This window comes from Pseudoalteromonas sp. 2CM39R, from assembly GCF_023161845.1.
The window spans coordinates 247,569-269,219 of record NZ_JALNTM010000010.1 but is presented as its reverse complement, the minus strand read 5'-3'; the positions used below and the strand labels follow the sequence as shown (position 1 = coordinate 269,219).

Sequence of the window (21,651 nt, the reverse complement as noted above, 5' to 3'; positions counted from 1 at the left end):
CGAATGAGTTTTATTCTTTTTTATAACAGCATGTTTAAAGTGAGGTAAATGGAGTGATTGGGGTTATGAAAGCAGCAAAATTAGCGGTGATATGCTTTATGGTTGGATGTATTTTTTCAGCTCAAGGGCATCAACACCATCATCATTCACATGGTGAGGGAGTGCTTTTTGTGGTTCATGATCAAGACAAGTGGCAGGTTAAGTTCATTTTACCGGCTGGAGATATTTTTGGCTTTGAGCATCAGCCCGAGACAGCTGAGCAAAAGCAAACCATTAAACAAACGTTAGCCCAATTAGCAAATTCACAGCAGCTAGTGACATTTAACGGCGAATGTAAGCTTACTCAAGCAAATTTTGAAAACCCATTTGAGCATCACACTCATCATGCACATCAAGACTTAGAAGTTGAATACTCGTTTAGCTGTGATAAGCCCGTTTCTAAAGTCACTGTTACTTTATTTGCATGGGCTGAAGCAATATCTGTTATCGAAGCACAGTGGATCACAGAGCAAGCGCAAGGGATAGCAGAGCTGACAGCAACAAAACCTTACATTGAGTGGTCGCTATGAATAAACAGCGATTAACCAGCACACTTAATAAAGCGAAGCAGGTTTGCCTTGAGCATGGCAGAAAGTTCACCATTCAGCGCAAGCAAATACTGCAAATATTACTAACCACAGACGTGCCGTTATCGGCCTACGAATTGGCCAGTTGCTACAAGCTGCGCACAAGTTCAAGTGTATCTGTTATGTCTGTTTATCGAATCTTGAGCTTTTTGGAGTCGGTAAACCTTGTTCGCAGGCTTAATAGTGCTAACAAGTATATCGCTTACGGTACCGACAGTGAGGTTTTTAAGCGTGAGACTTCTTTGTTTTTGATTTGCCGTCACTGCCAAAAAGTTGAGACTTTAGCGGTTTCACAGAGTGACGTTGCAAAGCTTTTCCCTCATTTTGATGATGCAGGTTTTACCTCACAAACAAAGCAATTTGAAATGTTGGGAGTATGCAATGAGTGCCGAGCAAAACTTGCTTGATGCACTTTTTATAATTCATGTGTTCAATTTTGTAGGAATTATTCAGTGAAATTACAAGAAATAATGGACAAGTTTGCCATCGGGTTATCAGCTATGTGTGCTATTCACTGTTTAGCTGTGCCTGTGTTATTGGTTTTATTACCAAGTGCTGCAGCACTGGGTTTAGGTAACGAGCAATTTCATTTTTGGATGTTAGTTGCGGTACTGCCAAGCAGCTTATTAGCACTATTTTTAGGGTGTAAAAAACATAAACGTTATCGATTATTGATGCTAGGTGGTGCAGGGCTGGTGTTGTTGTCTGCAGCGGTGCTGCTTGGCGAAAATGTTATTGGTGAGGCTGGCGAAAAAGTACTTACTTTATTGGGTTCGCTCTTTGTCGTCACCGGGCATTGGTTTAACTTTCGCTTGTGTGGGAAAAAACGAGGGGCTGAGTGTCTAAGCTCGTAAAGATATAAACTTGTTGGCCAACCATTGTGTTGGCCAACAAGCTAATTCAGCAAAACTGAATTACTTGTAGAATACTTCTACAGTGCCTTTTACTTTTAATAGTAAAGGTTGGCCGCGGCGATCAAGGGCTTTTGGAGAAGCGACTTTGATCCAGCCTTCGCTGATATTATATTCTTCAACGTCAAAACGCTCTTTGCCGTTAAGTTTTACACCAATTTCATGCTCGAAAACTTCTTCCACATAAAATTTACTACGTGGATTGATAGAAAGTTGGTTTGGTAATTCTGGTTTTTGTGTATCAGTCATAGTTGCGATCTGCATTGAATAAATTGTGCGCCATTGTAGGCAATAGCTGGCATTGGCTCAAGTATCTACACGGCAAATTTATTGTTTACTCGCAGGCTTGTACTGAATGCTCAACACACATGGCAACGGCTTCACTCTTTTTATCGAAGTCGTGCGTTAAGCAGTAGTCAAAACGCATGGTTAACTCAATCACTTGTTCACCCATGCGCTCTGGCCATTGCCAGTCTCTCACTATTTGCCTTGCTGCCTTTCTAACGTCTTTACTAAAGCGCTTAGGTGCTGAATTTTCAATATTTAAGTTTTTCACATTGCCTTCTGGCGTTACCTGAAAATTGACAATAGCGCAGCCACTGCCTTGTCGATTTAGCAGCCCTGTCGGGTATTGTACATGGTGCATTGGTGGCAGCCGTTGCCAGCTAGGCTTATCTGTAGTGGTATCGAGTACCTGCGCTTGAATATCAACAAATGGAAATTTACGTGATAAATCAGGGTTTGCGAATGAGCTGATTGATGCGCATACGAGCGTTAATGCTAAAAGTGATTTATACATAGTTTTCCTTAACTTGTTTGTTTTTTAGTCATTTATTAATACTAGTGATGAACTTGCATGATGTAAACATTAAAAAGATAGGTAAAAATTCTGTGCGAATGATTTGTTATACTATAACCTATTTTTTATTTATGTTATTTTATAACAAATCATTTCTCTTAACTTTTACAATCAGACCTTATGAAGTACTCAACTCTTAGTTTAGCCTTAGCTGCGGCGTTTGCAGCGAATACACATGCAGCTGATAACAGCGATATCGAAACGATCACCATTGAACATAAACAGGCGTTTCGTGGTGATATTCCAACAAAAGATTTACCGCAATCGATCACCACATTAAGTAAAGACATGATGACTGATAACGGTATTACAAAGTTTCGTGATGCACTGGATTTTTCTGCCAGTATTACTCGTAAGAATAATGGTGGAGCACTGTGGGATAGCTATTCAATTCGTGGTTTGTCAGGTAACGAAAATATGCCGTCTGGGTACTTAGTTAACGGTTTTAGTGGTGGTCGCGGCTTTGCAGGCCCACGTGATGTATCAAACATTGAATACATCGAAGTATTAAAAGGGCCTGGCTCGGCACTCTATGGCCGTTCGGAGCCGGGTGGTACCGTAAACATTATTACTAAAAAGCCACAGTTTTATCAGCAAGGGCAACTTCAAGCTGAGTTCGGTAGCGATGATCACAAGCGTATTCAAGGTGATTACAGTAACGGTTTAAGTGATGATTTAGCGTTTCGTATCAATGGCTCATGGCAAGATAGTGACAGCTTCAGAGACTATGTACACCACGACAAATTCGTGATTACGCCTTCGCTTTATTATCAAATCAACGATAACTCATCGCTGACTTATGAGTTTGAGTATGTTGATCAACAGCAAATGTATGACCGCGGTATTGTGGTGTTAAATGGTGATTTTGATACCGTGCCTGAGTCACGCTTTTTAGGTAACCCAAATGATGCACCAACCAAAGTGCACTCACGCGGCCATCAATTAAATTACAGCAACGATCTAAACCAAGATTGGAGCTTGTTATTAGGTGCTAGTTACCGTACTGCAACGTTAACGGGTTATTCGTCAGATGCTGAGCTTTCACCATCGCGTCAGTCATTATTTGATGATGGCAGAACCTTAACTCGCCAGCACAGATACCGTGACTATGAGTCTGATGATTTATCGCTGCGTTTTGAATTAAGCGGTCACTTTGATGTTGCCGGTATCACCAACCATGTATTGATTGGTGTTGACGGTTACGACTATGAGCTGCGCACTGGGCTTTATCGCTACCGTGGTGGTAATGGTACTTACACCATTGATATTTATGAGCCAGAGTACAGCACTACTGAAGGCCCTGAAGTGGGCATGCAGTACGAAAATAACGAACAGCAAAATGCGTACGGTATTTACCTGCAAGACCAACTAGATCTAACCGATAACTTAAAAGTGATGTTAGGTCTGCGTTTTGATGAAATTGAACAAGATATTTTTGAGACTAAGTCTGGTGTGGCATCAAACAGCAAAGAAAACCGAATTAGTCCACGTTTTGGTGTGGTTTACGCGCTTAATGACGACATTAACCTTTACTCAAGCTATTCAGAAGGCTTTTTACCACTGAGCGGCACCGATGCAGAAGGTAATCCATTCGGTTTTGAAGAAAGTGACTCGTTTGAAGTGGGTGTTAAATTTAGCTACGCCAATATCAGCGGTACGCTTGCTTATTTTGATGCAAGCAAGAGCAACATGCTGGTGGCAGATCCAGTAAATGTGGGTTATTCAACACCTGTAGGTAAAGCAAATAGCACAGGTTTTGAGTTAGATTTAACAGGTTCATTGGGTGACAATACCGAGTACAACCTATCTTATGCCTATGTTGATGCCGAGACTGCAACAGACAGTCTAAATGTTGACTGGTTAGTGCCAATTCCTAAAGGTAGTCCACTTGTGAACGTACCAAAGAATAACCTTTCGATTGGCTTAAACCATGACCTAAGTCTATTCGCACAAGAAATAAAGATTGGTGGTCATTATCAATATGTGTCTGACCGTTTGGGCGACCCAGCTGATCTCACTTTCCGTTTACCGAGTTACCAAACTGTTGGTTTATTTGCTAAATGGCGAGCGACTGAACGTACTACGGTATCACTGAATGTTGATAACGTGTTTGATGAACAGTATATTGCCAGTTCTTACAATGCATTGTGGGCCTACCCAGGTGCGCCGACGCAATTTAAACTTGGCGTAAGCTATGACTTCTGAGCAAGTTAAAAGCCGTATTCACAGTATCGACATCATGCGTGGTGTCGTTATTCTGCTGATGCTACTTGATCATGTGCGAGAGCGATTTTTCTTGCACATGCAGGTGGCTGATCCCATGGTGGTTGATACAACTACGCCGGGGCTTTTTTGGAGCCGCTTTGCTGCGCACTTTTGTGCGCCAACCTTTATCTTTTTAACCGGTTTGTCGGCGTGGCTTTATAGTCATCCAGCTAGTGGCGTAGCGCGCTCAGCACGAAGCTTTTTAATCAAGCGAGGGCTATTTTTAATCGCCCTCGAAGTGACTCTGATTTGTTTTTCGTGGATGGGTTACTACCACACCATTTGGCTACAAGTGATGTGGGCGATTGGCCTTTGTATGTTGGCGTTAGCATTATTGATTAAGCTGCCACGCAACCTATTGTTGGCGCTTGGTTTAGTTATTGTATTTGGCCATAACTTACTGACCCCAATCAGCTTTACGCCCGATGAGTTTGGCTACTCGCTGTGGACGATTTTGCATGACCGAGGCTATCTATCACAAGGCGGCTTAATCGACGTCAAAATTAGCTACCCAGTGCTGCCTTGGATTGGCGTTATCTTATTGGGTTACTGTGCAGGTCCTTTATATGCACACACTCAATCGGCGGATTCGCGTAAACGAGCATTACTGCTGTTAGCACTGTTATGTGTGGGATTATTTGCGCTGCTGCGTGGTTTTAATATTTATGGTGAAACCTTGCCGTGGCAAACGTTTAGCACTATAACCGAAACCATGATGTCGGTGTTTAACGTGACTAAGTACCCACCGTCACTGAGCTTTTTGCTGATCACGTTAGCAGGCATGTTTGTTGGCTTATGGTTATTTGAAAGACCATTAAACCGCTTTACGAATGCGCTACGTGTATATGGCTCTGTGCCTATGTTCTTTTATATTTTCCACCTCTATGTACTGCTATTTATGTATCAAATAGGCATGCTGATCTGGGGGGCAAATCAAGGGCAATATTTAGGAGTCAGTGATATATCAGGTATTTGGTTTATTACTTTGTTGCTGGCAATAGGGCTTTATTGGCCAACCAAGAAGTTTAGTGAATACAAGCGTAAGGCTAACAAGCCTTGGTTAAAGTATTTATAACGAAAAATGCCGATATGCTAAGCATATCGGCATTACCTACTTACTATCCTAATTAACTAATCCTTAGTTAATTCGAGATTTTTTACGACGAAGTGCCATCAGTGGGGCAACTGCTAGTAGTAACCAGCCGAATGAACCGCTTGATGATTTCTTGTCTTTTTCAATCTCTGCTTCTGGAATCACTAACTCAGGGAAAGTACAGCTACCATCGTCAGTATTGGCGCTTTCATCATAGTTAGTTGCTGAGCTGTCAGTACAGCCAAGCTCTTCACCATCAGACATCACCGATAATACAAATGAACTCATTGCTGCATCAGTTGGGTTAACGCTGTCGCTAACTTTTACTGTGACATCAATATCACCATGGAAGTGCGCCGCAGGCGTGATAGTCACAGTGCTACCTGATGTGTGACCAGATACTTCATAAGTGAAGTTTTCGCCTAACACTTCGATTTGGTTGCTCACTTGGTTTTCGTCAGCATAAAGCACGTCAAAACTAATCGTTTCGTTCTCTGCCACCGACATATCAGTTAAGGCTGCCATTTCTAGGTTACCGATAACTTCTAGGTCAAGGGTGATGGTTTCATCATCTGCGCCAACTAAACCATTTGTAAGTGATAGTTGATGCGTTTGATTCGCCGCTTGCTCACCAATGTACGCTTGGAATTTCACGTCAAACTTAGAAATCTCAGGGCCTGTGTAGTCAAGACACACAACCAGTTTGTCGTGTAGTACTTCGTCCATATTGTCGAAGCCGTACTTGTTACCGATGTTTAAATCGATAGGAATATCACCATTGATAAATCCACGGCCATCGGCAGCTTTCAAGCCGATAGAACCTTGTGCATCAACTAAGCTTAGGTTGTCGTAAGCAAATAGTAGCTCGTATTCACCTGGCTCATAGTCAATGCCCATACGCATGAACATTTCAACATCAACTGATTGGCCTTCAGTTCTTGAGCGCTGGATATTATCCCACTCAAGTACTAACCACTCACGCGATACCGTGTAAGTTGGTGTGATACCGGCGTTGGCGTCATAGTTACCGTAACCACCGTCAACACGCTCAGGGATCATGTTATCACCAACCCAGAATGGTGCGATTAGGTAAGGCGGAGGTGGCGGCTGAGTGTAACCTTCTGGCAGTTCAACGTGGAATGGCGTTGTACGGCCTTGCGAACCAAATGTGACTAAGCCAGCTGGGTTAAGTTTAATTGAGTCAAAGTGATACTTATTAAAGAATGGGAATGACACATCAAGGTTAGTGTTCATGATTTCTTTAAATGTGTACTCAAACTCGTTGTAGTAACGGCCTTCAACACCTTCTAGTGTACGCCAGCCAAGCTCACGTAGTTCTAGGTAGTGAGGATCTGGTGAATGCGCCGATGTTAATGAACACATTTCGTCTGTGATGTTGGTGGTAATGTTATAATTACGCTCAACATTTTTAGTCGTTTCTTGAACACCAACTAGTGCTAGAGCGTTGCTATCTAGCATTGGTGTTACTGGCGTTGAGTTAGATGCGACAATGCTGTCAGGAACAATGTCTACGCCCGCAGGGAACTCAGTGTTTAGTGCAAATTGACGCGCTTCATCTTCGTTATTAGCAATAACGCTGATTTCGAAGTCAACTAAATCACCCACAAATGCTTTGTCTTTGTTAGCTGTAAAGGTCACGTCTTTATCAACTTGCTCGATGATCACTGGCACAAAACCAAGATTACCCGCATCTTCAGGGTTGCTACCAATATCAAAGCCACCAAAGTAGATATCGCCCACTTCCATATCAGGTAGGTTATAAGCAAGGTCAAGCTCAAGCTGGTCATAACCCGGTACGCTGCTTGGGCCTGTTACGGTTAATGAACCATTGTCTTCAGTGCTCACAGCTGTTGCAAACGATACTTCGATACCTTCATCAACTTCACCATACGATAGAGTCTGTAGGCTCATGTATAACGTAAAGTACTCACCCGCTTCAGGGTCAACAATATTACAGAAGTTAGTTAGGGTGTAGCTCGTTGACATACAAAGCGTTTCTTCATAAGACGCAATGCCATCACCGTTGCTATCTTTACCCATGAACACAAGTACACGTGAGGTGTCGTTCATGACGCTTGCGCTTAGCATTTTTGCGCCTTCTGGCACTGTCGTCCACTGAATGTGGTTGTTGTTTACAGCTTCGCCTTCACCTTCAGCCTCTACGCTATCGAATGGGTCGCCTGGTGTGGTGTCGTTGAATAGGTGTACTGTTTCAACTTGACCTTTTACTAAGCCGTACGATTGTGTTGTTAGGTTGCTGATTTCATCAGTATTGAATGGACCCACTTTCATCGTTGCAGAACGGCGGTGTGCATCAATTTGAATATACTCAGGTAAACCGGTATCACCAGCGAAAGTCCATACAGGCATTTCTAAAATTGGTGATTCAGGGTTGCTTGAGGTCATTACGATTTGACCTTGGTTACCTGTGTAATCAACAATTTCTTGTGGTGTTGCTTGTTGGCTTGCTTCAACCGTAACAACAATGCTTTGTGTTTCACCTGCTTTGATATCAAAGTTGCTTGGCTCAACACTAATTTTGCTATTACCAATCCAGTTTTCTGTATGAAGTGTCCAGCTTGCGTCTTCTGTCGCTGTAAAGGTTCTGATAAACGTACACTTAAAACCACAGTCATTATCAACCATGTAAGCTGTGTTTAGTGCTTTTTCACGGCCACCAAGGCTTGGGTTAGCTGCATTCATGTTAGCAATGGTTTCATCAAGCAATAGGCCTGCTTTATCAGCACGCTCAACTTGCATTTTACCTGAACCCATTTCAGCAAGAGCAGCATCAAAGCCATCATCGGTGTAGTTGTTTAAGTACTGTGCTAAAGCAACTTGATTGTTTGCAGTTAACATCAATGCTGATTGAATTTGCATTGGTGTCCAATCAGGATGAGATTGTTTTAACAATGCTGCCGCACCGGCAACGTGTGGGCTTGCCATTGATGTACCAGACATAGATTGCCAGTCTGAAGTTGCAGGGTTGCTAGTAAATGGTTGATCGTCTGATGATGGCGCATAGATATCAACACCCGGAGCCGCAAGGTCTACAAGTAAGGTGTCAAAGCCAAAGTATGATGGGCCACGACCAGAGAAGTAAGCAATGCGGTCTTTATCTACAGCATCTACAGTACCTTCGGTTGCTTCAATGGTACCCATGTGGCTGTCGCCTGTGCTTAGCCAGTCAAGTAAGCTCGTACCATCGACGTTTTTAATGTGAATGGTAGGAATAGGGTAAGACACTGAAGGAATCGTGTAGCGATCGTAAAATGATACATGGTTATAAATAATTAAACCTTCAGCACCACCTGCCTCTACGTTCAGCGATTTAGAGTACAGAGGGTAAGAACTACGCTTACATACGACAATCACATCTTGCGCACTTTCGTCGATAGCAGTTGCTGGGTCATCAACTAAATCAAATGTACCCTCAGGGAATGGCTTGTCACAGTTGGCAAGTGCATAGCTTGAACTTTCATTTGGATTTTCAAAATCAGTTGCGGCAACGATTAAACCTTTTAGCTCGTTAAAGTTTACACCTGCACCAGCAAATGGTCCTGGCGCTGCAGTATCGCCACCAGTTAGGTTTTTAAGTTGTTTGTTACCAAAATTGACTTTAGTTGAAGGTGTATGAGCTGCAACTGTGGTTACCCAAGGTGAAGAGTGGTCAGCCGTTGAATATTCAGGGCCGCTGTTACCTGCCGCTACCGCCACAAATACACCGGTTTCAGCCGCATTCATGAACGCTTGCTCAATTGGGTCGCTCCATGGATCTTCTTCAAGGCCACCTAATGAAGCATTCAGTACGTCAACATTATCTATAGCAGCTTGTTCAACAGCAGCTAAGATTGCGCTTGTTGGACAGCCTGCATAAGGGTCACCAGAATTACCTGGCCAACATACTTGGTATGAAATGATATTAGCGTGTGGCGCCATACCTGATACTTGCGGGAAAGTTACATTGGTTTCTAAACCAGATGATTGGCTTTCATACTCAGTCAGTTTGTAAGGAATATCGTAAAGGATATTACCTGCTGCTGTACCTGCAACGTGTGAACCATGGCTATGATAGTCTTCACCATTTTCTGGGCGAGTCTCTTCAAATACAGTATCAACGTAGGCTGCGGTGATCTCAGGGTAAGAATAAACACCAATTAGCTTGTCGTTACACAGATCAGCAAATTCAGCAGTCGCACAGTCACCTAGGTACTTGTCGCCTAGAGGGTTGGTGTGAGTGTAACCGTCGCCGCCTACTGCTGCGAATGATGGGTGATCGGTATTGATACCCGTATCAATGATACCTACAACCGTGCCTTCACCTTTGTTGCTGCTAGGGTTGCTAGCACTTGCGCTCCAAAGTGCAGAAGCACCGGTTTGCTCAATGGTATTGAAAGTATTTAGGCTGTAGACTTTTGAGCGAGTGATCTTCTTAACACCTGCCACTTTAGCAAGTCGCTTCGCTTCATCTTGTGTCATTTGGGTGGTGAAACCGTTTAATGTCACATTGAAAGTGCGCTCAACATTTAGCTGTAAGCCTTGCTGACTCATCGCAGTACTCAGTACTGATTGGCGCTTACTTGCTAGGTGGTTAGCGTAAGTTGCAATCGCAGGCTGCGCCATATTAAGCGTTGAGCGCGTTGTTGCTTGTTGCGTCTGCATTACCACATCTTTAGTGCTCGCAAGCCCTTTAACACCACCGTGGTAAGTCGAAATTGGTGCATCGTCCAGTTGCACGATATAAGTTTGAATACCACTAATATCTTTCTCTGGTGTGAAAACGCGGCTTTGTTTTTTAACTGTGTTATTAACCTTGTCTTCCCACACAAATTCATTGCTAATGGTTTGCTTTGGCGCATAGCCTGCAGGCTGTTCTGGCCATGCTTGGTCATTTAGCGCAGCAGCAGACGTACCTACACCTAAATAAAGTGCAGATGCGACCATCACTGATACTTTTTTCATATTGAACATGTGATCTAACTTCCCTCGAAGGATTATAATTATGAGCTCGCGCAGCGGCGAACGGTTGTAATCAGTAGGGATAGTGTTGAGTTGTGACTATAACATCAATGAAATGTAAACAATTGGCACACACTGTTACAGCTTGGTACATTTTTACCGAAAAACTGTTTATGGAAACAAGATGCTTGCTCTTGCTCCGCTTAAGGTTTGTGCGTTATCTAAGCTAAATTTTGCGTTATTCCATAGGCACAGTTGCTTAACGATTGATAAGCCAAGCCCAACACCTTGGTAGCCTGTTTGGTACACCGAAGCGGTTTTTGAAAATGGCTGCATGAGGCTGGCGCGCATGTGTTCTGGGATCCCTGGGCCATCATCTTCAATCACTAACAAAGTGCCGTTTTCGTATTGTGAAAGCCTGATATGAATTTGCGTTTTAGCAAAGCGGACTGCGTTGCCGAGTAAGTTTTGCAATAAGCGTTGAAAGCTTTGTTTATCAACGCAAATTGCTGTTAATTCGCAGTCAAGACGAATAGCCAAAGGGCTATAGCTTTGAAATTTAGTAATGCAGGGCTGTAATAGCTCGTCTGGGCAGTAGTCTTTCACTAACAAGGTAGGCTCGCATTGTTCGAGCTCGGCATAGGTTAAAAACTCTTCGACTAAAAGCTCAAGTTCAATAATGTCTTGCAACACACTGTGCCGATAAGCGTTGTTATCAACGACTGCTTCGAGAGCGAATTTAGCCCGTGAAATAGGCGTTAAAAAGTCATGAGAAACAGCATTGATCAATTCGCGTTGGCTTTGATTACGGTTATGCAGCGCTAATGCCATGTTATCGAAGGTATCGCCAATGCTCTTTAGCAAGCTAAAACGTGTGAAGTGTACTTGTGCTGTAAAGTCGGCATTTGACATTTTACTACTGGCTTTGCGCAGCTTAGTTAAGTCAAACAGCAGCGGGCCTGTAAAAATCACCACAGCTAAGGCAAGGCTAGAGTAAAACAGAAGGCTTACTAAAGACTGATAACCCTGATCAGCAGGCTGGCTGTAGGGGCCAATGCTTAATAAGGTCTCTCTATCATCTGCAAGTTTATGAAAGTAAAGGTTGTTATTAGCATCGTTAACGCTAATTACCTGACCTGCTAAAAGTGATGCCTGTAATTGTTCACCAAGGTAAAAGTTCGCCAGAGGTGTTTGTTTAATATCAGGGTTATTGGGGGCAAGACTTAAGATGCTTTCTGCTAATTGCTGCTCTGTACTGTAACTCGGTGGGCTTGGAAAATAGGTTTCTAGTAACCAAGCGGCGCTCCCCAGACAAACTGCTAGGGTTAAATACAAATAGCAAAACAGGCGTAGCAAACTGCATTAACCCCACGCTTGTGGAGAAAAAATATATCCTTTACCCCAAACAGTGACGATTTTTTGTGCCGGCACCGCTTCGTCACCGAGTTTTTTGCGTAAGCGACTAATGCGGCCATCGATAGTGCGGCTTTGACCATCATATTTACGGCCAATGGTGCCATCAAATAACTGATCTCGACTGACCAACTGACCCGCTGATTGAGCTAGTTGGATCAGTATTTCGAACTCTGCACTGGTCAATTCAAGTGGCTGGCTATGCAGGTAAGCCTCGCGCTGAATAGTATTAATACTTAAAGAACCAAAGCGAATATTATGCGCATTATGGGTAGTACTTGTTGGCTTAACAGCTTGGCTGCGGCGAATGCTATTGTTAATACGCGCTAATAAAATAGACGGGGAGACAGGTTTGGTTAGGTAATCATCGGCGCCTAGCTCAAGGCCAGTGATATGATCGACTTGGCTCTGCCTTGCGGTCATAAAAATAATTGGCGTATCTTGATATTGTTTTAGTTCTTTAAATACCTCAAAGCCATCTTCTGATCCTAATCCGATATCAAGCAAAATTAGGTCGTACTTTTTGCAGCTTGCTTGGTAACAGGCATGGCAACCACTTTCAAAGTGTTCAACGGTATAGCCATGATCAGTTAAATAGTTAGAGACTAGCTGGGCAAGTTTTAAATCATCTTCAATATATAAAATAGTATGCTGGCTCATCAAAAAATACTCCATGCGATATCACGTCGGCGTTTTTTAACATGCTGGTGGAATAAACTAATTTCAGTGCTTTCTAGTGGCTCTAGCTGTTCGCTAAGTAGCTCTAATACAATGTTACGATTGTTTTGCACTGTGATTGCAAAGTTTTGCCCTTGATTTGGCTTTTGGCAGAACAGCCTAATTTGTTGATCAGTAACACGAATGCACACCGTTTCGCTGACTTCGGTATACCAATTAATCGATACATCCATCACGCAATCTTGCTCTACTGTTACACTGTTTTCTGGTGTTGCCTCGATATAACCGGCTTGTGCGAATGTACTGCCAACAAACGCGAGGCTACAAATGAATAAGAGTGAAAAAAGCTTCGTACGCAACATCATCAGTAATTCCATGCAAAGCCAGCATAAAAAGACAGTAAGTTGCTGTCATCGATAAGCGGGCTATCGGCAATACCCGATGATAAACGTTGGTATTTTATATCGCTGATAAATTGCCATTGTTGATTAAACTGATATTGGTAACTGGCTTTTAGATTGTACTTTTGACTAGAGTGACCTAAAAAAGGGCTAAATCCGGCTCGTATTTCTTGTTGTGCGCTGCCATAGTAGTAATCCACTAAACCAGCGCTTAAATGTTGTATTTCTGCGCCGAGCAAAACTAGATGCTGATCAAACAAAAACAAGCGCTGTGCAGACAATGCGCCCTGTAACCCTTTGTGATAGTTGGTGAGTTCCATTGACCAATACGCGCTAAAACGCCAGCTTTGCCAGTCAACGATAGCTTCAATACCGCTCATGGCAGACAGTTTACGTTTAGATATTTTAGTAATATCACCGCGGCGTTTTATCACCGCTGGTGTTTCGATACCTGAACCGGGTGGTGGCGGTGTCATTGAGGGGCGGCCGCCGGTTGTTCTAATCGCGGTCAGTGCTGCTGAGTGTTTAGCAAAATACAGCCCGTCTTCATTGAGTTGGGTGAATAACGACACTTGATAGTTATCGCCCCACACGGGTGTCCAAGCAAACTGAGTATTTGCAAATGAAAAGTCACCGGTAAATACCTCAATGCGCGGTAGGGCATAAAGAGGAATGTCGTCTTTTTTATAAACCGGGTTGTCGAGTTGACCATAACCTAAGCTTAAACCAATGCTTACTCCTTCATCTGCTAAATAAGCAGAGTCAGTGCTGCTTGCCATTGGTGAAAGGCAAAATGCACTAATTAGAAATAAAACTCGTAGCCCAAGTGAGCAACTACCTAGAACAGTCACAAATAAACAACCTTAATGAAAAAACTTGTTAACATTAAGTTGTTATTAATGGCTTGAACAATGAAATAATGTACCAAATTGTAGCAAGGTCTGGTTTTTGTAACCTAAATTAGTTAAGCAAATTGCTTGATAAATAAGCATATTTCACTAATTTGGTTTGGTTATTTTGAGTGGTGTCGTCATTTCTTTAGTTAGAAAAAGTTATTAACAATAAAATGGTGTTAAAACCTGCGCTTAGCGGTACAAAATGGCCCTAAATACACGTCATTACTGGCATGGCGGTTTATTAAGTTGCTATTTGGGTGAGTTTTTGCGATATTATTTATATTATAATATTAACAGGAAGCTAATAAGATGACTCTGCCTAGTTCTCAATCTGCAAATGCTATTCGCATACTTGCTGTCGATGCCGTTCAACAAGCTAACTCTGGCCACCCAGGTGCGCCTATGGGTATGGCTGATATTGCAGCGGTATTGTGGCAAAACTTTCACCGCCATAACCCATTAAACCCAGACTGGTCTAACCGTGACCGCTTTGTGTTATCAAATGGCCATGGTTCAATGCTTCAATATGCATTGTTACACCTAAGCGGTTATGACGTAAGCATCGAAGATATTAAGCAATTCCGTCAGCTTCACTCTAAAACACCGGGTCACCCAGAATATGGTTACACACCGGGTGTTGAAACAACTACGGGCCCATTAGGTTCTGGTATTGCTAACGCAGTTGGTATGGCAATCGCTGAAAAAACCTTAGCAGCGCAATTCAATAAGCCAAAGTTTGATATCGTTGATCACTTCACTTACTGCTTCATGGGTGACGGCTGTCTAATGGAAGGTATCTCGCACGAAGCATGTTCGCTGGCAGGTACATTAGGCCTAGGTAAACTAATCGCATTTTGGGATGACAATGGCATCTCTATCGATGGTGAAGTAGAAGGTTGGTTCACCGACGATACGCCTGCACGTTTTGAATCTTACGGTTGGCAAGTTATTCGTGATGTTGATGGTCACGATATGAATGCAATTGCAGGTGCAATCGAAGCGGCACAAAGCAACACTACGCAACCAACACTAATCTGTTGTAAAACAGTGATTGGTTTTGGCTCGCCAAATAAATCAGGTAGCCACGACTGTCACGGTGCACCACTGGGTCACGACGAAATCGCAGCAGTACGTGAGAAGCTAAACTGGCCACACCCAGCATTTGAAGTTCCACAAGAGGTTTATAACGAGTGGAATAATCAAGCGAAAGGCCAAGAGCTTGAAGGTGCATGGCAGCAAAAGTTTGCAGCTTATAGCAAAGCACATCCTGAACTTGCAAAAGAATATACACGTCGTGTTCTTGAAAAAGCATTACCAGCTAACTTCGCTGAATTAGCTGATGAGTACATTGCTAAATGCCAAGCTGATATGCAAAACATTGCGACACGTAAAGCATCACAAAATGCGATCACTTTCTTTGCTAACCAGCTTCCAGAATTAATGGGTGGCTCAGCTGACCTTGCAGGTTCTAACTTAACCTTATGGCCAGAAGCAAAAGGTTTACAAGATGCAGCTGATGGTAACTACGTATTCTATGGCGTACGTGAGTTTGGTATGAGCGCAATCATGAATGGTATTGCATTGCATGGTGGCTTCATTCCATTTGGCGCAACTTTCTTAATGTTTATGGAATACGCACGTAATGCAGTACGTATGGCAGCATTAATGAAAGCGCAAAGCATTTTTGTGTATACCCATGACTCTATCGGTCAAGGTGAAGATGGCCCAACTCACCAACCAATCGAGCAAATCGCTAACCTTCGCATGACACCAAATATGACTGCATGGCGTCCGTGTGATGAAACTGAAACAGCAGTAGCTTGGCGTCAATCGTTATTAAAAGAAACAGGCCCAAGTTCACTGATTTTCAGCCGTCAGGGTACCAAAGCAATGGCACGTGATGCACAGCAAGTTGCTGACATTGCAAAAGGGGGTTATGTACTTGTTGATAGCGAACAAGCTGCAGAGCTTATCCTTATTGCAACGGGTTCTGAGGTAGAGTTAGCTGTGAATGCTGCTGCTGAGCTAAAAGCACAAGGCAAGCAAGTTCGCGTGGTATCTATGCCATCAACGAATCAGTTTGACAGCCAAGATAAAGCATACCGTCAAAGCGTGTTACCAGCTGGTACACCTAAGATTGCTGTTGAAGCTGCACACCGTGACTTCTGGTTCAAGTATGTTGGCCAAGATGGTGATGTACTAGGCATGGAGACATTTGGTGAGTCAGCGCCTGGCGCAGTACTGCTTGAGCACTTTGGTTTCACAGTGGCAAACCTAGTTGCAAAAGCAAACGCATTACTTGCTGAATAATGTGACTGGCTAAAAATTATCGTAATCGCAACACGATAAGCCTGCTTTTACTAAAAGGCAGGCAATAAAAAAGCCCGCAAACTTTGGTTTGCGGGCTTTTTGCTGCTTAAACAATCGGTTTAAACTAATTCGCTTAAGATTGACTCTAGTTTCTCTTGGTCAATTGCGAACTGACGAATACCTTGGCTTAGCTTTTCAGTAGCCATGGCATCTTCATTCATTTCCCAGCGGAAAGCTTGCTCAGTCATTGCAGCTGGCGCTTCTGCTTTTTCTGTTGCTGGTAATAGTTTTTGAGTTAATGGTGCGTCAGTTGCAGCTAGTTCAGCAAGTAACTTAGGGCTTATAGTTAAACGGTCACAACCTGCTAATTCTTGGATTTCACCGATGTTACGGAAGCTTGCGCCCATTACAATCGTGTCATAGCCGTGCTTTTTGAAGTAGTTGTAGATATGCGTTACTGACTTAACGCCCGGATCGTTAGCACCGTCGAAATCAGCGCTTGCATCTTGTGCTTTGTACCAGTCAAGAATACGACCAACGAATGGTGAAATTAGGTAAGCACCTACTTCGGCACAAGCGCGTGCTTGAGCAAATGCAAATACCAGCGTTAGGTTACAACGGATACCTTGCGCTTCAAGTACCTTAGCTGCTTGAATACCTTCCCATGTTGAAGCAATTTTGATTAACACGCGCGATGTGTCGATACCTTGCTCTTTATATAAAGCAACAAGCTCAAGTGCTTTATCAACAGTTGCTTGAGTATCAAATGATAAACGCGCATCAACTTCGGTTGAAACTAAACCTGGCACTTGCTCCATTAATTTAGAGCCAATTAATACTGCTAGCTTATCAGCTGCTTTTGTTACAACTTCTGCTGTGTCACTGCTTTGTGCTTTTGCCCATGATACGGCTTCTGCAGCAAGTGGGCGATATTTCTCAATTTGAATCGCGTTTAAGATTAGTGATGGGTTTGTTGTAGCATCTTGCGGTTTATATTCGTTGATTGCTTCAAAATCACCCGTGTCAGCAACAACGGTTGTTACTGCTTTAAGTTGTTCTAATTGACTAGACATAGTTATCCCATTCTTATCATACAAAAGTTAATGTAGTGGCTTTAACCTATTATTTGTGCTGAAAAAACAATCTAATCTACCAGAGAAACTGCGCAATAAATCGCCCGCCAGCAGCAAATAATCCTGTTAATAATATTTTTATAATACCTTTACAATCTGGTATTGTTGATATTATCATACAAATAAAGATAATGACTAACAATGTTAGTAAGCAATTAGTGAAAGGTAATTATGTCTCGTTATACGTTGGGATTAGACTACGGGTCGGACTCGGTAAGAGCATTACTCGTTGATGTTGCGACTGGTGAAGAACTTGCCAGCCATTTAGTAAACTACCCGCGCTGGGCACAAGGTTTATACTGTGACCCAAGTAAAGATCAGTTTCGTCAGCATCCACAAGACTATATTGATAGCCTTGTAGAAGTAGTTAATGGTCTTTGGTCACAAGTTCCAGCAGGTACTGCAGACAAAGTAGTGGGTATGAGCTTTGATACGACAGGCTCAACTCCTGTAGCAATTAATAGCCAAGGTACACCACTGGCATTAACTGAAGAATTTGCAGAAAACCCAAATGCAATGTTCATTTTGTGGAAAGACCATACGTCTATTAAAGAAGCAAATGAAATCACTGAAGCTGCAACTAACAACGATGTGAACTACCTTTCACACATGGGCGGTATCTACTCTTCTGAGTGGTACTGGGCCAAAGCATTACATATTTTCCGCGTTGATAGCAGTGTTAAAGCAGCCACATATTCATGGGTTGAGCACTGCGATTGGATGACCGCGCTAATGTGCGGCACAACACACCCTGAAGCATTAAAGCTAGGTCGTTGTGCAACGGGCCACAAACAAATGTGGAACGAGCAGTGGGGCGGTTTCCCACCAAACAGTTTCTTCAGCAATATCGATCCACTATTAGATGGTGTTGTTGATACGTTAAATGCAACTACAGAGCCAAGCGACCAAGTTGCTGGCAACTTAACTGCAGAGTGGGCCGAGAAGCTAGGTTTACCACAAGGTATCGTGATTGGTTACGGTGCATTTGACTGTCACATGGGCGCAGTAGCAGCCAATGTTCGCCCTGGTGTTCTAACCAAAGTAATGGGTACTTCAACTTGTGACATCACAGTAACGTCTAAAGAACAACTAGGTGATACTTGCGTTAAAGGTATCTGTGGTCAAGTTGATGGCTCAGTAATCCCTGGGTTAATTGGCCTAGAAGCCGGTCAATCTGCATTCGGTGACTTATACGCATGGTTCAAAAACCTAGTACTTTGGCCAACCCGCCAACTTACAAATCTATCTGACGCTGAACAAGCGTTAGTTAACAAGCTAGAAGATTCAATCTTAGTTGATCTATCAAAAGCAGCGGCAGCACTGCCTGTAACAAGCAACGATGTAACTGCGCTTGATTGGGTAAATGGTCGTCGTACGCCAGATGCTGACCAAAGCGTTGCCATGGCATTAACAGGCTTAAAAATGGGCACTGATGCACCTAAGTTCTTCAAAGCACTTGTTGAAGCAACTGCGTTTGGCGCACGTGCTATCACTGAGCGTTTCCGTAGCGAAGGCGTACCAATCGAGTCAGTGGTTGTTATCGGCGGTATTTCTAAAAAATCAGACTACGTAATGCAAACTTGTGCTGATGTTTGGAACTGCCCAATCGACGTTTTAGAAAGTGAGCAAAGCTGTGCATTGGGTGCGGCAATTATGGCTGCGGTTGCTGCGGGTGAGCACGCAACAGTGGCAGATGCTCAAAAAGTTATGGCGTCGTCTGTATGTCATCAGTATTTACCAAACCCTGAGCGCGTTGCTGTGTATGACGAGCTTTATGCCAACTACCAAGCACTTGCAAGCTATGTAAACGGAGACAAAGCATGAGTTTTACTGAACTAAAACGTGAAGTCTATGAAGCGAACATGGAGCTGCAACGTCGTGGCTTAGTAATTTATACCTTTGGTAACGTATCGCAAATCGACCGCGACAAAGGCGTTATTGCGATTAAACCAAGTGGTGTTTCGTACGACCAAATGAAAGCCGAAGACATGGTGATCGTCGACCTTGAAAACAACATTGTTGAAGGGTCTATGCGTCCGTCTTCTGACACCAAAACACATGTTCATTTATATCGCCACTTTGATTCAATTGGCGGTGTAACACACACGCATTCGACCTATGCAACTGCATGGGCGCAAGCAAAACAAAGCATTCCTTGCCTTGGCACAACTCACGCTGACTATGTACACGGTGACATCACCTGTACTCGTGAGTTAACCGATGAGCAAGTGAATGGCGATTATGAATTAGAAACCGGTATTCAAATTACTGATGCGTATCAAGACCGCGATCCGAAAGCTGCACCTATGGTGATTGTTGCGGGTCATGCGCCTTTCACGTGGGGTAAAGATGCCGCTCAGTCTGTATACCATGCCGCGTTACTCGAAGAGATTGCACGCATGGCGTATTTAACACGCACTTTAGATCCACACGCAGCTGAACTTAAAAAAGCAGTGATGGATAAACATTATCTACGTAAGCACGGTAAAAACGCGTATTACGGTCAGAGCAAATAGCAAGAATTTAGAGGATTATTAACATGACGACGATGACGAAAGAAGTCTGGTTTGTTACCGGCTCACAACATCTTTATGGTCCTAAGGTGTTAGAAACGGTTGCCAAAGACAGCGAAGCAATTGTAGCGGGCTTAAACAGCGAAGCTAATCTACCAGTAAACTTGGTATGTAAGCCTACCGTTAAGTCACCTGAAGAAATTCACGCTGTTTGCCAAGCGGCAAATACGGATCCTAACTGTGTTGGTTTAGTTTTATGGATGCACACTTTCTCTCCTGCGAAAATGTGGATTGCTGGCCTAAGCGAATTACGTAAGCCTTGGTTACACCTTCATACTCAGTTCAATGCAGCCCTTCCTTGGTCTGACATCAACATGAACTACATGAATACGCACCAAAGTGCACACGGTGACCGTGAGTTCGGTTTCATCGGTACTGTAATGCGTAAAGAGCGTAAAGTTGTTGCAGGTCACTGGCAACGTGCTGACGTACAACAGCAGTTAGATGACTGGTGTCGTGCGGCAAAAGGTTGGGCAGAAAGCCAAACACTTAAGGTTGCGCGTTTTGGCGACAACATGCGTCAAGTTGCGGTTACTGAAGGTAACAAAGTTTCAGCGCAAATTACTTTTGGTTATGAAGTACACGCCTTTGGTGTCGCTGAGCTTGTAAAAGTGGTTGATACTATCACTGAAGAAGAAGTTGATGCACAGTTAGAGCTTTATAAGCAAGACTACGTAATTGCTGACGAAACTCTACAAGACGATTACGCAGTGAAAATGCTACGCAACGAAGCACGTTTAGAGCTTGGTATGGAGCGTTTCTTAGAGAAAGGCGGCTTTAAAGCATTCACTAACTGTTTTGAAGACTTATCAGGTCTTTCTGGTCTTCCAGGTCTTGCTACACAGCGCCTAATGTCGAAAGGCTATGGTTACGGTGGTGAGGGTGACTGGAAAACAGCTGCTATGGTTCGCATCATGAAAGTAATGGGTGAAGGCCGTGACGGCGGTTGTTCATTCATGGAAGATTACACTTACAACATGGGTGAGACTGACCAAGTACTTGGCGCGCACATGTTAGAAGTGTGTCCTTCAATTGCAGCACAAAAACCACGTCTTGAAGTTCACCAGCACACTATCGGTGTTAAATGTGATGTAGGTCGTTTATTGTTTACTGCAAAACCGGGTGCTGCAATCAACGTATCACCAATTGATATGGGTAACCGTTTCCGTATTCTTATTAACGAAGTAGATACAGTGGCTCCGCCAGCTGATTTACCTCACTTACCGGTTGCTTCAGCGCTTTGGGAACCAAAACCAAACCTATCTGTAGCATCAGCTGCATGGATCCACGCCGGTGGTGCACACCACACTGCATACAGCCAAGCAGTAACAACCGATATGATTATCGATTTTGCTGAAATGGCTGGCGTTGAAACTATGATCATCGATAACGATACGACGATCCGTGGTTTCAAAACAGAGCTTCGTCATAACGCAGCTTACTACATGCTAAAACGTGGCGTGTAAGAATTAGTACTTTATGTACTAGAACGTGCTGTGTGTGAGCACGTTCA

At 43.3% G+C, this 21,651-nt stretch carries 17 protein-coding genes; 9 read left to right on the top strand and 8 right to left on the bottom strand.

Annotated features, from left to right (window positions below; translation table 11 throughout):
• Positions 1 to 65: 65 nt before the first annotated feature.
• From MTF66_RS22330 to MTF66_RS22320, 3 genes are read left to right on the top strand one after another with little or no spacing between them, the layout of a single operon-like run.
• A complete protein-coding gene (locus MTF66_RS22330) occupies positions 66 to 569 on the top strand; it encodes a DUF2796 domain-containing protein (protein ID WP_248528824.1) in 504 nt (167 codons plus the stop codon).
• A complete protein-coding gene (locus MTF66_RS22325) occupies positions 566 to 1,033 on the top strand; it encodes a Fur family transcriptional regulator (protein ID WP_248528822.1) in 468 nt (155 codons plus the stop codon). The genes MTF66_RS22330 and MTF66_RS22325 overlap by 4 nt, the downstream gene beginning before the upstream one ends.
• Before the next feature lie 45 nt (positions 1,034 to 1,078).
• Positions 1,079 to 1,480, top strand: coding sequence for a MerC domain-containing protein (locus tag MTF66_RS22320; protein WP_054563008.1), 402 nt, complete (start codon positions 1,079 to 1,081; stop codon positions 1,478 to 1,480).
• 60 nt (positions 1,481 to 1,540) lie between these two features.
• Here MTF66_RS22320 and MTF66_RS22315 read toward each other — a convergent pair whose 3' ends face one another.
• The gene (locus tag MTF66_RS22315; protein ID WP_171037140.1) at positions 1,541 to 1,786 is read right to left on the bottom strand and encodes a DUF3297 family protein; all 246 of its coding nucleotides are present in this window, start codon (positions 1,784 to 1,786) and stop codon (positions 1,541 to 1,543) included.
• A gap of 85 nt (positions 1,787 to 1,871) precedes the next feature.
• A complete protein-coding gene (locus MTF66_RS22310; RefSeq protein ID WP_248528820.1) occupies positions 1,872 to 2,336 on the bottom strand; it encodes an energy transducer TonB in 465 nt (154 codons plus the stop codon).
• A gap of 180 nt (positions 2,337 to 2,516) precedes the next feature.
• Between MTF66_RS22310 and MTF66_RS22305 the strand changes: the two genes are divergently transcribed.
• Both MTF66_RS22305 and MTF66_RS22300 read left to right on the top strand, forming a co-directional pair.
• Positions 2,517 to 4,601 (top strand): TonB-dependent siderophore receptor, encoded by a 2,085-nt coding sequence (locus MTF66_RS22305; RefSeq protein WP_248528818.1) that lies wholly within the window; start codon positions 2,517 to 2,519, stop codon positions 4,599 to 4,601.
• A complete protein-coding gene (locus tag MTF66_RS22300; protein WP_248528816.1) occupies positions 4,591 to 5,736 on the top strand; it encodes a DUF1624 domain-containing protein in 1,146 nt (381 codons plus the stop codon). Before MTF66_RS22305 ends, MTF66_RS22300 begins: the two co-directional genes overlap by 11 nt.
• Positions 5,737 to 5,799: 63 nt before the next feature.
• On the opposite strand, the gene MTF66_RS38535 is transcribed toward MTF66_RS22300, so the two are convergent.
• From MTF66_RS38535 to MTF66_RS22265, 5 genes are all read right to left on the bottom strand, one after another.
• On the bottom strand, positions 5,800 to 10,746 hold the full coding sequence (locus tag MTF66_RS38535; RefSeq protein WP_282454159.1) for a S8 family serine peptidase: 4,947 nt from the start codon (positions 10,744 to 10,746) through the stop codon (positions 5,800 to 5,802).
• A 159-nt stretch (positions 10,747 to 10,905) separates the two neighbouring features.
• Positions 10,906 to 12,090 carry an ATP-binding protein gene (locus MTF66_RS22280; protein WP_248528814.1) on the bottom strand — a complete coding sequence of 395 codons (1,185 nt, stop codon included), beginning with the start codon at positions 12,088 to 12,090 and terminating at the stop codon, positions 10,906 to 10,908.
• Positions 12,091 to 12,096: 6 nt separating this feature from the next.
• Positions 12,097 to 12,807 carry a response regulator transcription factor gene (locus tag MTF66_RS22275; RefSeq protein WP_248528812.1) on the bottom strand — a complete coding sequence of 237 codons (711 nt, stop codon included), beginning with the start codon at positions 12,805 to 12,807 and terminating at the stop codon, positions 12,097 to 12,099.
• Complete coding sequence (locus tag MTF66_RS22270; RefSeq protein WP_248528810.1) at positions 12,807 to 13,190, bottom strand: DUF3019 domain-containing protein; 384 nt, start codon at positions 13,188 to 13,190, stop codon at positions 12,807 to 12,809. The genes MTF66_RS22275 and MTF66_RS22270 overlap by 1 nt, the downstream gene beginning before the upstream one ends.
• On the bottom strand, positions 13,190 to 14,077 hold the full coding sequence (locus MTF66_RS22265; protein WP_248528808.1) for a MipA/OmpV family protein: 888 nt from the start codon (positions 14,075 to 14,077) through the stop codon (positions 13,190 to 13,192). The genes MTF66_RS22270 and MTF66_RS22265 overlap by 1 nt, the downstream gene beginning before the upstream one ends.
• Before the next feature lie 354 nt (positions 14,078 to 14,431).
• On the opposite strand from MTF66_RS22265, the gene tkt reads away from it, so the two are divergent.
• Positions 14,432 to 16,432 (top strand): transketolase, encoded by a 2,001-nt coding sequence (gene tkt / locus MTF66_RS22260; protein ID WP_248528806.1) that lies wholly within the window; start codon positions 14,432 to 14,434, stop codon positions 16,430 to 16,432.
• Between the two features lie 119 nt (positions 16,433 to 16,551).
• Here the strand turns inward: tkt and tal are convergent, their stop codons facing one another.
• On the bottom strand, positions 16,552 to 17,505 hold the full coding sequence (gene tal, locus MTF66_RS22255; protein WP_058586025.1) for a transaldolase: 954 nt from the start codon (positions 17,503 to 17,505) through the stop codon (positions 16,552 to 16,554).
• A gap of 231 nt (positions 17,506 to 17,736) precedes the next feature.
• Here tal and MTF66_RS22250 point away from each other — a divergent pair, with 231 nt between their 5' ends.
• The 3 genes from MTF66_RS22250 to araA are packed head-to-tail and all read left to right on the top strand — an operon-like array spanning position 17,737 to position 21,604.
• Positions 17,737 to 19,389 (top strand): ribulokinase, encoded by a 1,653-nt coding sequence (locus MTF66_RS22250; protein ID WP_054562996.1) that lies wholly within the window; start codon positions 17,737 to 17,739, stop codon positions 19,387 to 19,389.
• On the top strand, positions 19,386 to 20,081 hold the full coding sequence (locus tag MTF66_RS22245; protein WP_058586026.1) for an L-ribulose-5-phosphate 4-epimerase: 696 nt from the start codon (positions 19,386 to 19,388) through the stop codon (positions 20,079 to 20,081). The genes MTF66_RS22250 and MTF66_RS22245 overlap by 4 nt, the downstream gene beginning before the upstream one ends.
• Positions 20,082 to 20,104: 23 nt before the next feature.
• Positions 20,105 to 21,604 (top strand): L-arabinose isomerase, encoded by a 1,500-nt coding sequence (gene araA, locus MTF66_RS22240; protein ID WP_054562995.1) that lies wholly within the window; start codon positions 20,105 to 20,107, stop codon positions 21,602 to 21,604.
• Positions 21,605 to 21,651: the final 47 nt, after the last annotated feature.

Excerpts from the sequence above, each read along its gene's own strand:
- araA (WP_054562995.1), top strand. The coding sequence starts at position 20,105 with ATGACGACGATGACGAAAGAAGTCTGGTTTGTTACCGGCTCACAACAT.
- MTF66_RS22330 (WP_248528824.1), top strand. The coding sequence starts at position 66 with ATGAAAGCAGCAAAATTAGCGGTGATATGCTTTATGGTTGGATGTATT.
- MTF66_RS22250 (WP_054562996.1), top strand. The coding sequence starts at position 17,737 with ATGTCTCGTTATACGTTGGGATTAGACTACGGGTCGGACTCGGTAAGA.
- MTF66_RS22245 (WP_058586026.1), top strand. The coding sequence starts at position 19,386 with ATGAGTTTTACTGAACTAAAACGTGAAGTCTATGAAGCGAACATGGAG.
- MTF66_RS22300 (WP_248528816.1), top strand. The coding sequence starts at position 4,591 with ATGACTTCTGAGCAAGTTAAAAGCCGTATTCACAGTATCGACATCATG.
- MTF66_RS22310 (WP_248528820.1), bottom strand. The coding sequence starts at position 2,336 with ATGTATAAATCACTTTTAGCATTAACGCTCGTATGCGCATCAATCAGC.
- MTF66_RS22270 (WP_248528810.1), bottom strand. The coding sequence starts at position 13,190 with ATGATGTTGCGTACGAAGCTTTTTTCACTCTTATTCATTTGTAGCCTC.
- MTF66_RS22315 (WP_171037140.1), bottom strand. The coding sequence starts at position 1,786 with ATGACTGATACACAAAAACCAGAATTACCAAACCAACTTTCTATCAAT.
- tkt (WP_248528806.1), top strand. The coding sequence starts at position 14,432 with ATGACTCTGCCTAGTTCTCAATCTGCAAATGCTATTCGCATACTTGCT.
- MTF66_RS22325 (WP_248528822.1), top strand. The coding sequence starts at position 566 with ATGAATAAACAGCGATTAACCAGCACACTTAATAAAGCGAAGCAGGTT.
- MTF66_RS22275 (WP_248528812.1), bottom strand. The coding sequence starts at position 12,807 with ATGAGCCAGCATACTATTTTATATATTGAAGATGATTTAAAACTTGCC.
- MTF66_RS38535 (WP_282454159.1), bottom strand. The coding sequence starts at position 10,746 with ATGTTCAATATGAAAAAAGTATCAGTGATGGTCGCATCTGCACTTTAT.
- MTF66_RS22305 (WP_248528818.1), top strand. The coding sequence starts at position 2,517 with ATGAAGTACTCAACTCTTAGTTTAGCCTTAGCTGCGGCGTTTGCAGCG.
- tal (WP_058586025.1), bottom strand. The coding sequence starts at position 17,505 with ATGTCTAGTCAATTAGAACAACTTAAAGCAGTAACAACCGTTGTTGCT.